The 13,541-nt window shown below is 67.9% G+C and carries 12 protein-coding genes and 1 pseudogene; 11 read left to right on the top strand and 2 right to left on the bottom strand.

What is annotated here, in order from left to right; all coding sequences use genetic code 11:
- Window positions 1-47: 47 nt before the first annotated feature.
- Genes KPL78_RS29110 through KPL78_RS29100 form a run of 3 tightly spaced genes read left to right on the top strand, consistent with a single transcriptional unit; the run spans window position 48 to window position 2,611 of the window.
- Window positions 48-785 (top strand): response regulator, encoded by a 738-nt coding sequence (locus tag KPL78_RS29110; RefSeq protein WP_219766803.1) that lies wholly within the window; start codon window positions 48-50, stop codon window positions 783-785.
- The gene (locus KPL78_RS29105; protein WP_255569565.1) at window positions 782-2,128 is read left to right on the top strand and encodes an ATP-binding protein; all 1,347 of its coding nucleotides are present in this window, start codon (window positions 782-784) and stop codon (window positions 2,126-2,128) included. Before KPL78_RS29110 ends, KPL78_RS29105 begins: the two co-directional genes overlap by 4 nt.
- Window positions 2,129-2,140: 12 nt before the next feature.
- Window positions 2,141-2,611 (top strand): DUF411 domain-containing protein, encoded by a 471-nt coding sequence (locus tag KPL78_RS29100; protein ID WP_255569564.1) that lies wholly within the window; start codon window positions 2,141-2,143, stop codon window positions 2,609-2,611.
- 20 nt (window positions 2,612-2,631) lie between these two features.
- Here KPL78_RS29100 and KPL78_RS29095 read toward each other — a convergent pair whose 3' ends face one another.
- The gene (locus KPL78_RS29095) at window positions 2,632-3,663 is read right to left on the bottom strand and encodes a YncE family protein (protein ID WP_219766802.1); all 1,032 of its coding nucleotides are present in this window, start codon (window positions 3,661-3,663) and stop codon (window positions 2,632-2,634) included.
- Between the two features lie 227 nt (window positions 3,664-3,890).
- Here KPL78_RS29095 and KPL78_RS29090 point away from each other — a divergent pair, with 227 nt between their 5' ends.
- The 8 genes from KPL78_RS29090 (at window position 3,891) to KPL78_RS29055 (ending at window position 12,119) form a co-directional block, all read left to right on the top strand.
- On the top strand, window positions 3,891-4,097 hold the full coding sequence (locus tag KPL78_RS29090) for a heavy-metal-associated domain-containing protein (protein WP_219766801.1): 207 nt from the start codon (window positions 3,891-3,893) through the stop codon (window positions 4,095-4,097).
- A 143-nt stretch (window positions 4,098-4,240) separates the two neighbouring features.
- Complete coding sequence (locus KPL78_RS29085; protein ID WP_219766800.1) at window positions 4,241-4,492, top strand: DUF2933 domain-containing protein; 252 nt, start codon at window positions 4,241-4,243, stop codon at window positions 4,490-4,492.
- On the top strand, window positions 4,489-5,148 hold the full coding sequence (locus KPL78_RS29080; RefSeq protein WP_219766799.1) for a methyltransferase family protein: 660 nt from the start codon (window positions 4,489-4,491) through the stop codon (window positions 5,146-5,148). The genes KPL78_RS29085 and KPL78_RS29080 overlap by 4 nt, the downstream gene beginning before the upstream one ends.
- Window positions 5,149-5,332: 184 nt before the next feature.
- Window positions 5,333-7,345, top strand: coding sequence for a heavy metal translocating P-type ATPase (locus tag KPL78_RS29075; protein ID WP_219766798.1), 2,013 nt, complete (start codon window positions 5,333-5,335; stop codon window positions 7,343-7,345).
- A 66-nt stretch (window positions 7,346-7,411) separates the two neighbouring features.
- Window positions 7,412-7,843, top strand: coding sequence for a hypothetical protein (locus KPL78_RS29070; RefSeq protein WP_219766797.1), 432 nt, complete (start codon window positions 7,412-7,414; stop codon window positions 7,841-7,843).
- Window positions 7,844-7,991: 148 nt separating this feature from the next.
- A complete protein-coding gene (locus KPL78_RS29065; RefSeq protein ID WP_219766796.1) occupies window positions 7,992-8,792 on the top strand; it encodes a Spy/CpxP family protein refolding chaperone in 801 nt (266 codons plus the stop codon).
- A gap of 80 nt (window positions 8,793-8,872) precedes the next feature.
- Window positions 8,873-10,618: a DUF3141 domain-containing protein gene (locus KPL78_RS29060; RefSeq protein WP_219766795.1), complete on the top strand. Its 1,746-nt coding sequence runs from the start codon at window positions 8,873-8,875 to the stop codon at window positions 10,616-10,618.
- Between the two features lie 103 nt (window positions 10,619-10,721).
- Window positions 10,722-12,119 carry a multicopper oxidase family protein gene (locus KPL78_RS29055; protein WP_219766794.1) on the top strand — a complete coding sequence of 466 codons (1,398 nt, stop codon included), beginning with the start codon at window positions 10,722-10,724 and terminating at the stop codon, window positions 12,117-12,119.
- 515 nt (window positions 12,120-12,634) lie between these two features.
- Here the strand turns inward: KPL78_RS29055 and KPL78_RS29050 are convergent.
- A pseudogene (locus tag KPL78_RS29050) lies at window positions 12,635-13,541 on the bottom strand (hypothetical protein); the annotation flags it as partial.

Below are 13,541 nucleotides of genomic sequence, written 5' to 3'. Positions count from 1 at the left end.
TTCTAATACGAGACTCAAGGCCACGAGAACCGAGAAGAGCACGTGCCATGGCCGCAGACATAATCGCGCATGAAGCCCATATCGTCGTCGTCGAGGATGACGGCGAGATGCGTACGCTGATCGCGAAGTTCCTACGCCAGAATGGCTATCGCGTGACCGGCGCGCGCGATGGGCGGGAGATGTGGGAGACGCTCAGCAATGCGCCGGTGGACCTGATCCTGCTCGACGTGATGCTACCGGGCCAGTCCGGGTTGGACCTGACCCGGGCACTGCGCGCCAAGACGCGGGTGCCGATCATCATGGTGACGGCGCGAGGCGACGAAACGGACCGCATCGTCGGCCTCGAGCTCGGGGCGGACGACTACATCCCCAAGCCCTTCAGCCGCCTGGAACTGCTGGCCCGCATCCGCGCCGTCCTGCGCCGCGCCCAGCCGATCGAGGAGGCGAGGCTGGCGGGCGCCGCGGGGGATCGCATTCTATTCGCCGGTTGGTCCCTGGACACGCGGCGGCGTGAGTTGACGGCGCCGGACACGAGCATCGTGGATCTTTCGAGCGGCGAGTACGATATGCTGCTGGCCTTCTGCGAGCATCCGCAGCGCGTGCTGACCCGCGATCAGCTGTTGGATCTGGCGCGCAACCGCGTCTCGGACAGTATCGACCGTTCGGTCGATGTCATGGTCAGCCGGCTTCGCAGGAAGGTCGAACCGACCGACGACAGCCCGGCAATCATCAAGACCATTCGCGGTGCCGGCTACATGTTCATCCCCGCCGTGACGCGCGGATGATGCGGAGGCTGCTGCCCGACACCCTCGGCGGGCGGATCGTTCTGGTCCTACTGGTCGGGCTGCTGGGCTTCCACCTTGGCAGTCTGTGGCTGCACCAGACCGGCACCGAAGCCGTGCTGGGCTCGACGCGCGAGAGCCAACTCGCCGAGCGTCTGGCGACGGCTAAGCGCGCGGTCGCAGAACTGCCGCAGGCGGATCGCGACCGCATGGCGCATGCACTATCCTCGATCGGGCTCGACTTGCACTGGACGCCGATGGCTACGGTGCATCTCACCGATGAGACGAGTGCGCGCATTGAAGCCGTCCGCACGCGGCTGCTGGAGCTGGAACCCGCGCTTGCCGATCGGGGTATGCGTTTAGGCTATGCCGATGAGGCAGTAGACAGTTCAGCCGGCGCCGGCGGCAACAGCCATCAGTTGGTTGGCGCATTGCAGCTACCGGACGGGACCTGGCTGAACTTCGCTGCCGCGCTGTTCCGGCCGACCGTGGTGGAGCACGCGACGCTGCTGTCCACGAGCGCCATGGGCGCTGGAATCCTGCTGCTCGCCCTGCTGGTCGTGCGGCTGATTGCGCGACCGCTGCGGGAGCTCTCCATCGCGGCGGATCGCATCGGGCGTCCGGGCCCAACCCTGCCGGTCCCGGAGGATGGCCCGCGCGAGGTGCGGCATGCCGCCCAAGCCTTCAACCGCATGCAGGCACGCATCGATCGCCTGATCGCGGACCGCGTCCAGGCGCTGGCCGCGGTAAGCCACGACCTGCGCACTCCGATTTCGCGGCTCCGCCTGCGAGCCGGCTTCATTGAGGATCAGGAGTCACAGCGAAAGATCGATGCCGACCTCGACGAGATGGAGGCGATGATCACGGCGACGCTCGCCTATCTGCGCGGTGAGGCTGAGCAGGAGCAACTACGCGTGACCAATCTTGCGGCGATATTGGAAACGCTGTGCGATGATGCCACGGACGCAGGCCGTAACGTTTCCTATGACGGACCATCCCAGGTGCGCCTTGCCTGTCGGCCGATCGCCATCAAGCGCGCGCTCGCTAACCTTATCGACAATGCCGTGAAGTACGGCGGTGCGGCGCGCGTGACGCTGCGGGATCACGGTAGCTCCGTGGAAGTTGCGGTAGAGGATGACGGGCCGGGCATTCCGGAGGCGGAGATCGAGGCGGCGTTCGAGCCCTTTCGTCGGCTCGATCCGTCCCGCAATCCGGACTCGAGCGGCTCGGGCCTTGGTTTGACCATCGCGCGCCAGGTGGCGGAACGCCATGGCGGAACGGTCGCGCTGCACAACCGGCCAAGTGACGGTCTGGTCGCGATCCTGACGCTGCCGCGCGCCGGATAGGAAGGAGAAACGATGATGATAATCCACAGGCGCGGCGTACTGATCGGCCTCGGCGCCCTGTCCGCGTGGCCCGCCGGGGCGCAAACGAACCTGCTGCTCGAGGTCTGGCGGGATCCGAATTGCGGCTGTTGCAGTGCGTGGGTCACGCATATGCGGGAAGCAGGCTTCACGGCGCGCGAGACCGTCCTGCCGGCGCTCGGCCCGGTGCGGCAGATGCTTCGCACGCCGGCGGACCTTCTGTCCTGCCATGCGGCGCGGGTGGCGGGCCTGGTTTTGGAGGGGCATGTGCCCGCGCTCGCCGTACGACGAGCGCTTGCCGATCGCCCGTCCAACATCCTCGGGCTTGCGGTGCCGGCCATGCCGATCGGCGCGCCCGGGATGGAGGTTCCCGGCCAGCCCGATGAGGTCTACGACGTGATCGCCTTCGACGCCGCCGGTCGGCACACGACCTTTATGCGCTTCCGGGGTGGCGAGCCGGCCTGAGCCGCTCGCCACCTACCGCGTCAGACCGGTGCCCAAGTCACGCCGTTCGGCGTCCGTCCAACACGGACGCGACGCCGCACCGTCTGGGTCGCAACGTCGATCTCCGTCAGCGTGTCGTCGTAGAGGTTGGTCACGAAGGCGCGGCGGCCGAGCTCGCACACCACCACGCCATGCGCACCGCGCCCGGTCTCGATCGTCGCCACGACGCTGCCTGCGGCGAGGTCGATCACCGAGGCCGTGGTTCCCGGCACGGCGCGCGTGCCTTCATTAGCGACATAGAGGAGCTTGCCGTCCGGCGTGGCGAAGAGCTGTACCGGCCCGGGGCCGACAGGGATCCGTCGCAGGACGCGACGGGTTCGCGCATCGATCTGGGCGACGGCGTTCGCCCCGCGCAGCGAGACATAGGCGCGCCCTCCGTCCGGAGCGAAGCCGACCTGCACGGGCGAGGGCCCCACCGGGATCCGCGCGGCCTCGCGGCCGGCCGCGACGTCCACCACCGAAACGGTGCCATCCCGGACGTTGGCGAGCCAGGCTTCGCGGCCGTTCGGACTGAGCCGCAGCCCATGGGGATAGTTGCCTACCGGCACGCTCGCCGCGACGCGGCGCTGCGTGACATCGACGATGAGCAAGGCGTCCGCCTCGGAATCCGTGATGAAGGCGCGTTCGCCCGTGGCATCCGCCACGACGTGCCCCGGATGCCGGCCGGCGGCGATCTCCGCCAGGACGCGTGGCGCGGCGCCCGACACCGGTTCCAGCACGACCAGGCGGCCGCCGGCCTGCGCATGATCCGCGCCATGCGCGCCGGCCGCGGTGCCGACCGCGAACAGCCGGCGCCCGCCAGCGACGGCCTGGACGTTGTGCGGCGTCACCTGCAGGACAGTGGTCGATACCGTGCCGGTGCGGAGGTCAATCGCGCTGATGCTCGCGGCGCCTTCGTCGGCGGTGAAGACGGTGCCCGTGCAGTCTTCGGCGGCGCGGGCCCCGCGCGACGAGGCGATCAGTCCGATGCCCCCGAGCAGCAGTGGCAAGTCACGGCGAGGAAGCGGAATCATTGGCTGGGTCTCCTTGGTTCCCAGATCGCATGCTCTGCGCCAGTTATGACGTCGCGATAACGCGTCCACGACAAAACATGTCCATCTCGCGAATGGATCGCGCAGATCGACAGCATCATGACCTGCGTCATGACTGTCATATTTTGTCATGAAGCGGATGTTGACCCTCTGATCGTGGGAAGGATCAGAGTCTGAAGCGTCGGCAGAACGAACCACAGGAGGGTTCCATGCTTCGCTTCCGGATATCCAACATGGGTTGCGGCGGCTGCGCGAAGGGCGTGGCCGCGGCTCTTCGCGAGGTCGACCCCATCGCGCAGACGACGTTCGATCTCGATGCGCGCGAGGTCCGCATCGCGACCGCCCTGACCGACGCCGACCGCTTCGACGCCGCGCTCCGTGCTTCGGGGTGGAAGTCCGAACGTCTGCCCGGCTGACGGCTCAACCTCGACATACTTTGTCATGGATGGCTGACACGGGCGACATCCTCGGCCGGTACCTCACCGCAGCAGGTCGAGTGAGGCACCGGGGGTCCTGGGCGGCACTCGCACCCGATCGCGTAATCAGAGGAATGGTATCCATGTCCGATCACGCTCATCATCACGGTCGCTCTCCGGCGGCGCCAGGGTTCTGGCGGAGCCGAACCGGCCTGGTCTTCCTGGCCTTCGGCGCGGTTGCCGCGCTCTATCTGCTTCTCGAGCATACGGCCCACGTCTTCCAGTGGCTGCCCTTCGGCATCCTGCTGCTGTGCCCGCTGATGCACATCTTCATGCATGGCAGCCACGGTGGACATGGTGGCAGCGATGGCCCGCGCCCCGGGGGACGGTCATGAACGTCATGGAAGGCTATGGCCTCTGGATCTTCGCGGCGGCGAACGCGGCTCTCTTCATCGCCTTCGCCTACAGCTTCGCGCGCCCTTTGAATGCGCGGGACTGGCGCAGCTTCGGCGCCTTCTCCGCGTTCATCGTTGCCCTATTCGCGGAGATGTATGGCTTTCCCCTGACCATCTACCTGCTGTCCGGCTGGCTGCAGGCACGTTGGCCTGGCGTCAACTGGTTCAGCCATGATGCCGGCCATCTTCCGGAGATGATGCTCGGGCTCGGGCTGAACCCGCATTTCGGTCCGTTCCACCTGCTGAGCACGGCGCTGATCATTGCCGGCTTCTGGCTGGTGGCCGCTGCCTGGCCGGTACTGTTCCGCGCCGTTCGCGCCGGCCGCCTGGCCACGACCGGTCCCTATGCACGGCTGCGACACCCGCAATATGCGGGCTTCATCCTGATCATGACCGGCTTCCTGTTCCAGTGGCCGACCCTCGTCACGCTGCTGATGTATCCCGTGCTGGTCGCGATGTACGTCCGCCTCGCCATCCGTGAGGACCGCGAGGCAGCCGCGCGCTTCGGCAAGGAGTACGCGACCTGGCGGGCGCAAGTGCCGGGCTGGTTCCCCCATCTCAGCCGACCTGTCGCTGGCGCGACACCATCGCGCTGAGCCCCGTAGAGTTCAACGCCGCAGCCAGCCGAGGATCCTTGGAATGACGAACGGGCACGATCACACCCACCACCACGGCCATGCGCCAGGTATGGCCGGCGCGGCCGTGGCGCCTAGGCCTGCCAATGCCTACACCGGGCATGGCGACGCAGGACATGGCCACGCCGGGCATGATCACGGAGCGATGGTGGCCGACTTCCGCCGCCGGTTCTGGATCTGCCTGCCCCTGACCATCGGCGTGGTGCTGCTGTCGCGGCACATTCAGATGTTGATCGGCCTGCCGGGGATCATCGCCTTTCCCGGCGACTACCTTGTGGAAGCAGCGCTTGCCAGCGCGGTGTTCTTCTACGGCGGCTGGCCCTTTATCACCGGGCTCACCGATGAGGTTCGCCGCGGCAAGCCGGGCATGATGACGCTGGTGAGCCTCGCGATCGTCTCCGCCTACATCTACTCCCTTGCGGTGCTCGCTGGCCTTGCGGGTGATGTCTTCTTCTGGGAGACCGCGACTCTCATCCTCGTGATGCTGCTGGGGCATTGGCTGGAGGCGAAGTCAGTGCTCGGCGCGTCAGGCGCGCTGCAGGCCCTGGTGCGGCTCATGCCGGCGACGGCCACGCGACTTGGCCCGGGCGGGGCGCAGGAGGAAGTGCCGATCTCCGCCCTGAGGCCCGGTGACCTGGTGCTGGTACGGCCTGGTGCGAAGGTGCCAACGGACGGCAACGTGACCGAGGGCAGTTCCTCGGTGGATGAGAGCATGCTGACCGGTGAATCGCGGCCGGTGGACAAGACCGCCGGCGGGCGCGTCGTCGGCGGCTCGGTGAACGGTGAGGGCGCGCTGACCGTGCGGATCGACCGCACCGGAGGCGAGACCTATCTATCGCAGGTCATCCGGCTGGTCGAGCAGGCGCAGGCCACGCGCTCGCGCACGCAGGACCTGGCGAACCGCGCCGCTGCGGTGCTGACCTGGGTGGCGATCGGCGTGGGTGGCGGCACCTTCATCATATGGCTGATCCTCGGCGCGCCGCTGGCCTTCGCGCTGGAGCGGATGGTGACGGTGATGGTTATCTCCTGCCCGCATGCGCTCGGCCTTGCCGTCCCGCTGGTGGTCGCCGTCAGCACCGAGCTCACCGCGCGCAACGGGCTGTTGATCCGCGACCGCGCCGCCTTCGAGCGCGCCCGGGCGCTGCAGGCGGTGGTGTTCGACAAGACAGGCACGCTGACCGAGGGTCGCTTCGGAGTGGTTTCGGTGGTGCCGCTCGCTGCCGGCCATGATGAGGCAGCGGTGCTGCGCCTGGCCGCGGGGCTCGAGGCGGCGTCCGAACATCCGATCGCCAAGGGGATCATGCGCAGCGCCGCGGATCGCGGCATCGCCACCCCGCAGGCGTCGGAATTCCGCAATCTGCCTGGCGAAGGCGCCCGCGCCATCATCGAGGGCAGCGAGGTCGAAGTAGTGAGCCCTGGCACGCTCGACCGCCGTGGCATCGCGGTGACCGACGCGCGTGTGGCTGCCGAGCGCCAGGCCGGCCGCACGGTCGTCTTCGTTGTGGTCGGGGGCGTCGTCACGGGCGCTGTCGCCTTGGCGGACATCGTCCGCGCTGAGAGCCGCGAAGCGATCCGTCAGCTTCAGTCGCTCGGCCTGCGCTGCATGATGCTGACTGGCGACGCGCGCCCGGTGGCTGAACAGGTCGGGCGGGAGCTTGGCCTGGATGAAGTCCGCGCCGAAGTGCTGCCGCATCAGAAGTCGGAGGCGGTGCAGGCGATCCAGGCGAAGGGCCTGACGGTCGCGATGGTGGGCGACGGGGTGAACGACGCGCCGGCGCTGGCGCAATCCGACCTCGGCATCGCCATCGGCGCCGGGACCGACGTCGCGGCCGAGGCGGCCGATATCGTGTTGGTGCGGAACGACCCGCGCGACGTGGTGGCGATCCTGGCCCTGGCCCGCGCGACCTACGCGAAGATGGCGCAGAACCTGGTCTGGGCGACCGGCTACAACGTCATCGCGATTCCGCTCGCCGCCGGCGTCGGGATGCCCTGGGGCATCCTGCTGACACCGGCCATGGGCGCCGCGCTGATGTCCCTTTCCACAGTAGTCGTGGCGTTCAATGCTCGCCTGCTTGGGCGCCAGGGCGAGCATCGGCTGGCCACACTTCGGCGGGATATAGCGCAGGCCGGCGCGACGGCTCCGGCGGTCGCGGCATGACGCGGGTAGCGGCAAATGGATGGCCCGTCTCGCACCGCATTGCGCCCTGCGTCCTGGCTCCGCGCCATGCGGGCCTACTCGATGCTCCTCGTGCCGGCCATGCTGACGTGGGAGGTCGCGCAGCTGCCGCTTTATACGCTGTGGCGCGACGGAGGTTCGGAAACGATCGCCTATGCCGTCCTGCATTGCACGCTCGGCGATGCGCTGATCGGCGTTGCCGCACTCGCCTGGGCCTTGCTGCTGGCGGGCGAGGACGGCTGGCCGGCGCGAGGCTTCACCCGGGTGCTGAGCGCGACTGTCACGGTCGGGGTCGCCTACACGATCTACAGCGAATGGCTGAACGTCGAGATCCGGCAGGCTTGGGCCTACACCGAGGCGATGCCACGGCTGCCCTGGCTCGGCACGGGGCTCGCGCCACTGCTGCAATGGGTTGTGGTCCCGCCGCTCGCGCTGCTTGCGGCGCGGCGCGCCAATGCGCCCGGACCCGAAGCATCATGATCGAAACGTCGCGTCATCCAAAACACTGGAAGCGCGAGCTCCATTCCGGAGCACGCCGGCGCGAATGGCAAGGAGGAGAGATACCATGTCTGCAAGCATGACTCGCGGAGCCGCCTTGGCGGCGGCGCTTCTGCTCGCATGGCCAGCAATGGCTCAGCAGGCCCCGGCGGCGGATCCGCATCACCCTGGCGGCGCCGCCGCGACGGCAGCCCCCAGCGCGGCGCAGCCCGCCCCCGCGGCATCCGTCCCGGCGGCACCCGCGCCGGGTAGTGGCATGGGCATGATGGGGATGATGGGTGGCCAAGGCGGCATGCCGATGATGATGGGCGGCGACGATCGCCGGCCCGGCATGGGGATGGGCATGATGCGACGCCACGGCCCCTACGACACCCCGATGAACGTCATCATCAACGTCGGTCCAGACATCCATGTGGACGTGGAAGATCAGGATGGCCGGCGCACCATGGGGCGTCCCGGCATGGGCGGTGGTGGAATGCCCGGCATGATGGGCGGCGGGATGCCCATGCGAGGCATGCCGGGCGGCGCGCCGCAAGGGGCGGGAATGGGTGAGCAGTTGCATGACCTGCTCGCCGAGCGGGCTGAGGGCGGCCTCGCCTTCCTGCGGGCGGAACTTCGCATTCGCGCCGACCAGGAAGTCGCTTGGACCGCATTCGCCACCAAGATCCGTGAGGCAGCGACCCGCTTCCGTGAGGCGCGCGGCAGAATTCCGGCCGTCGCGCCGGGCGCCGGCCTGGAGCAGCATTTCGCGGCCCAGGAAGCTCGGCTCACAGCTGAACTCGAGCGCGCCCGCGCCTGCCGCGAGGCTGCCGCAACGCTGATGCCCGCACTGGATGATGGGCAGCGGCGCACCGTCGAGGCGCTCGCCTGGCTCATCCTGCCCGGCAGCCCCGGCCCGATGGCGCGCGGCATGGCGGGGCCGGCGCGGTAGCGCCTTGGCGTGCCGGCAGGCGCGTGCCTTGTGCCGCGCAGCCTGCCGGCATGCATCAGACCTCCTGAGGACGAAGCCCGATGGATGATGCGACACGGCCCCCGGCACTGCTTCCGGATGTCACGGATATCTGGGCCTACGGCCTTGATGCCTGGCAGCGCGCGATCCTCTTCTGGGACACGCTCCGGGAGCGCGCCAACGACATGCTGGAGCGCGAGGCGTCCGGCGCCCCGGACGTGCTCGCCTTCCGCCACGAGACGCTGCTGGACGCCCGGCGCTTCGCGCGGCCCGTCAACTACGCGCTGCTCCGGATCACGGCCTACGGGGACGATCAGGCGGACCATTGCCTTGATCCCGACAAGCCACCGCTGATCGTCATGGATCCACGCGCAGGCAGCGGACCCGGCATTGGAGGCTACCGGCGCGAGTCCGAACTCGGGATCGCCTTGCATGAGGGCTACCCAGTCTACTTCGTGAGCTTCTTCCCGGCCCCCTGTCCAGGCCAGACCCTGGTCGACGTGCTGCACGCGCTGCGCAGTTTCACCGACGAGGTCCTGGCGCGGCACCCGGGGAAGCTGCCGATCCTGTACGGCAATTGTCAGGCAGGCTGGGCAGCGATCCTGCTGGCCTTGCACTGCCAGGGTGCGCTTGGGCCGGTCGTGCTGAACGGCTCTCCCTTGTCCTACTGGTCCGGCGAGGCCGGCGTGAACCCGATGCGCCTCGCGGGGGGCCTGATCGGCGGCGTGTGGCCGGTGCGGCTGCTTTCCGACCTGGGCGACGGCCAGTTCGACGGTGCGTGGCTGGTGCAGAATTTCGAGGCGCTCAAGCCCGAGAACACGCTTTGGGAGAAGTACGCAACCCTGTTCCTGGATCCCGCGGGCGAACACGACCGCTTCGTTGCCTTCGAGCGGTGGTGGAACGCCTTCTTTGCGCTGAGCCGCGAGGAGATCACTGCCATCGTGCGGCATCTCTTCGTCGGCAATGAACTGGAGCGAGGCGTGCTCGATCTCGGCGACGGGATCCCGATCGATCTCCGCCGGCTCGCGAGTCCGCTCGTTGTCTTCGCTTCCTACGGCGACGACATCAGCCCGCCGCATCAGGCCCTAGCCTGGATCCGTCATGTCCATGGCAGCACCGAGGCGCTGAAGCGCGCGGGACAGCGGATCGTTTACCTCATCAACCGGAAGGTGGGGCACCTTGGCATCTTCGTATCAGCCGCGGTGGCTCGCTTCGAGCACCGGGCGATCCTCGAGGCCTTGCCCGATGTCGCGGCACTCGCTCCTGGCCTATATGAGATGAGGATCGACAACCCGACCGGCGACCCGAATTGCCAGAAGCCACACTACCGCGTCGTGTTCGAGGAGCGTCGTGTCGAAGATCTGCCCTTCGAGGAACCGCCCTCGGCCTTTGATCGCGCGCGCCAGGTCTCCGAGTTCAGCGATCAGGCCTACGGCCTCTTCCTGGCCCCGTGGATTCGTGCGGCCAGTAACCCTGCCACGGCGATGCTGCTGAAATGGCTGCATCCGATGCGCAGCAGCCGCTATCTGCTCTCGGAGAAGTTCGCTCCTGGAATGCTGAGCGTCGCGGTCCTCGCCGCCGCAGTACGGGCGAATCCCGCAGGTGTGCCACGCGAAAGCCCGCTTCGGACTGCGGAACAGGAGCTGGTCTCCCAGGTGACGGTAGCGATCAGGTCCCTCCGGCAGTTGCGCGATGTTGGCTACGAACTCGCGTTTCGGCACCTCTACGGCGACCTGCCGCTCCTTTGGCAGGCATCCGGGAACATCGCCGATGATCGAGAGCCTGCCTCGCGGCCGGAACTCGGATGAGCGGCGTCGCCTGCGGACGACATGTTTCGTCACGGAGCAGCAAGCATCTGGTCGTGTTCGTCGGCGATGGTCCTGACGTCAAACACTGGAATGGATACGAGAGATGTCATCGTCACGCCGCTCGTTAATGACCATGGCCGCCGCGCTCGGCGCCTCGGCCTTCGTAGGCGGCCCGCGCCCGGGGAACGCCGCGACCGACGTTACATCGCTCCGTGCCACGACGCGGACGCTGGACGTCAACGGCCGGGCGGCAACGGTCCTCGGTCTTCTCCAGGCCGATGGAAGGCAGGGCATCGTCATCCCGCCGGGCGAGCGCTTCCGCGTGCGGCTCGTGAATGGCTTGAGTGAGCCCACCATCATCCACTGGCATGGTCAGACACCGCCCGTGGAGCAGGACGGCGTCGCCGACGTTCCATTGCCCATGCTTGCGCCCGGCGCAACACGCGACTTCGACTACGCTCCGAATTCTGGCACGCATTGGATGCACGCGCATGTCCCGGATCAGGAGATGCGGCTGCTGGCGGCTCCGTTGATCGTCAGGACTAAGGAGGATGTGCGCGCGGATCGGCAGGAGGTCGTGCTCATGCTGCATGACTTCTCCTTTACGCCGCTCGGCGAGCACCTGGCACGCCTCGGCAGCGAGGGTGCTGGCCATGGGCCGGCGGCCCATGCCAATGCGGGCGCGGCGGCCATGGATCTGAACGACATCGACTTCGACGCCTATCTCGCCAATGACCGGACGCTGGCCGACCCGCAGGTTGTGAGAATCGAGCGCGGTGGACGCGTCCTGCTGCGGATAATCAATGGTGCCGGGGCGACGGTGTTCTGGATCGACACCGGCACCCTGCGCGGCACGCTGGTGGCCGTGGACGGGCATGCAGTCGAGCCGCAACCAGGGGCTCGCATTGGCCTCGCGATGGGCCAGCGCGTCGACATAGTGCTTGAGGTTCCGCGTGAGGGCGGCGCCTTTCCGATTCTCGCCCTGCGGGAAGGCGCCCGACAGCAAACCGGGATCGTGCTGGCCACCGCGGGGATGCCAATCACCCGGATCGCGCCAGAGGCCGACGCGGTGGCGGCGCCCTTCGACGGGGGGCAGGAACTTCGGCTGCACGCAGTCAGCCCCTTACCCATGAGGCGCCCCGATCGGGCGCTCCATGTAACCTTGAACGGAGGCATGACCCCGTACGCTTGGTCGATCGACAGTCAACCATGGGGCCGGCATCGCCTCCTCGAGGTGCGGCGCGGGGAGAGGGTCGAACTCACCATGGAGAACAGATCGATGATGGCGCACCCAATGCACCTGCACGGTCATGCCTTCCAGGTGGTTGGTATTGGATCGCAGCGATTTGCCGGTGCGGTCCGGGACACGGTGCATGTCCCGCCAATGGGCCGGGTGACGATCGCCATCGATATGGAGAAGCCCGGTCGATGGATGTTCCACTGCCATCACATGCCTCACCTGGCCGCGGGCATGATGACGGAGCTTCGCTACGTCGGATAGCGATGCTCCCGGGGTATGGCGTTGCCGCGAGCCTGATTTGGGAGCGGCGCGACCTGTCGCCGGTGGCGCCAAATCGTGGGGGCAGGCTGATCGGTCTGCCCAAGGAAGCAGCAGGAGGTCGCTCAGGTGCTGTACCATCGACATGGCGCGCTGGAAGATCAAATCCTGATCGCACTCCGACAGGCAATGGCTGAAGGACGCCTCGACGTTGCCGATCATCTGCTGCGTGCAATCGAGTTCCTCGCAATTGGTCCTGTTCCAGGATCCGTCTTGGCCGAAGCCTACCTAGCCGTCGCGACCTCGTCGGCACCCTCGAAGAGCCTCAATGCGCCAGCGGCAGACATGCCGGCGGCGCGTCCGCGCAGATCGTCGGCCTGCGCAGCCGCACATCCAGGCTCCGGAGGCCGGCGCCGACCGCGCTAAGCGAGGCCCACACGATGCTGACATCCGTGCTGGCGGCCACATGCCTACGCCCTTCTTGTTTGGTGAAGTCAGTGCACTGTAGGCGCGGACGGTCAGGGGATTCGGCGCTTTCTGGCCGCGACCGACAGCGTCGCCGCCCCGAGATCGAAGGTGGCCGGCGAGATGTTCCTGGCCATAACGCGCACGGTGTTGTTGGACCATGCGGCGGCGTCGAGCTCGATGAAGCGCGTCGACGAGGCCAGCGCGGCCTGGGCCAGGTCCCCCTGCCGAGCACCGTTGACGGTGACGTCGAGCAGGCTGGTTGCCCCCGGCGCCAGGCTCGGCAGATCCCACGACACCTCCGCGGCGAACTCCCGCTGCCCTATTGGCAGCGCCGGCGTGCCGCAGAGCAGCGCCGGCGCGGCCTCCGGCAACCCGTAGAGCCTGATCGCCTCGACCTCGATCTGTCCGTCGAAACCGACGATGCCGATCTGCGCGAAGGCCACGCTGGGACCAAGCCGCACCGTCATGCGCTTGTTGAGCGAGGCATCGGCCATGGCAGAGCCACCGGTCCAGGCCTTGGACGGGATGTTCCACAGCAGCGTGGTGATCGAGGCCAGGGCGTCGCCGGCGAGGTTCTCCCGCACATTCATCGCCGCATCGAAGCAGCGCACGAAGATCCGCCCGCCATCGGCCCCGCCGACCAGGGAATGGACCAGGGCGAACTCCTTGGCCTGGGCGCACTCCACCACGAAGGCCAACCCCCGCTGCGCCTCGAGCAGCAGCCCGCGCGAGGTCGGCGTGATGTCGTCCAGCCCGTTGAAGGACAGCCCGGCGAGCGTCGTCGCGCTGGTGGTCGAGGTCGCGACCACCGCCAGCCCCTCGACGCCGATCTCAGTGGCGCTGTGGCGGAAGGCCCTGGCCCGGACGTTCGGCACCGACCCCAGCAGCCGCAGGTGCCGCGACGCCGGCGCGCGATGCCGGTTGAGCACGGTGTTGCCACAGCGGGTGGCGGTCGCG

Source organism: Roseomonas alba, assembly GCF_019430885.1.
GTDB classification, from domain to species: Bacteria; Pseudomonadota; Alphaproteobacteria; order Acetobacterales; family Acetobacteraceae; genus Neoroseomonas; species Neoroseomonas alba.
This window is presented reverse-complemented; position numbering and strand designations above follow the sequence as displayed.

Bases quoted from the DNA above. Each gene is read 5' to 3' on its own strand.
- KPL78_RS29110 (WP_219766803.1), top strand. From the start codon at position 48: ATGGCCGCAGACATAATCGCGCATGAAGCCCATATCGTCGTCGTCGAG.
- KPL78_RS29105 (WP_255569565.1), top strand. From the start codon at position 782: ATGATGCGGAGGCTGCTGCCCGACACCCTCGGCGGGCGGATCGTTCTG.
- KPL78_RS29100 (WP_255569564.1), top strand. From the start codon at position 2,141: ATGATGATAATCCACAGGCGCGGCGTACTGATCGGCCTCGGCGCCCTG.
- KPL78_RS29095 (WP_219766802.1), bottom strand. From the start codon at position 3,663: ATGATTCCGCTTCCTCGCCGTGACTTGCCACTGCTGCTCGGGGGCATC.
- KPL78_RS29090 (WP_219766801.1), top strand. From the start codon at position 3,891: ATGCTTCGCTTCCGGATATCCAACATGGGTTGCGGCGGCTGCGCGAAG.
- KPL78_RS29085 (WP_219766800.1), top strand. From the start codon at position 4,241: ATGTCCGATCACGCTCATCATCACGGTCGCTCTCCGGCGGCGCCAGGG.
- KPL78_RS29080 (WP_219766799.1), top strand. From the start codon at position 4,489: ATGAACGTCATGGAAGGCTATGGCCTCTGGATCTTCGCGGCGGCGAAC.
- KPL78_RS29075 (WP_219766798.1), top strand. From the start codon at position 5,333: ATGGTGGCCGACTTCCGCCGCCGGTTCTGGATCTGCCTGCCCCTGACC.
- KPL78_RS29070 (WP_219766797.1), top strand. From the start codon at position 7,412: ATGCGGGCCTACTCGATGCTCCTCGTGCCGGCCATGCTGACGTGGGAG.
- KPL78_RS29065 (WP_219766796.1), top strand. From the start codon at position 7,992: ATGGCTCAGCAGGCCCCGGCGGCGGATCCGCATCACCCTGGCGGCGCC.
- KPL78_RS29060 (WP_219766795.1), top strand. From the start codon at position 8,873: ATGGATGATGCGACACGGCCCCCGGCACTGCTTCCGGATGTCACGGAT.
- KPL78_RS29055 (WP_219766794.1), top strand. From the start codon at position 10,722: ATGTCATCGTCACGCCGCTCGTTAATGACCATGGCCGCCGCGCTCGGC.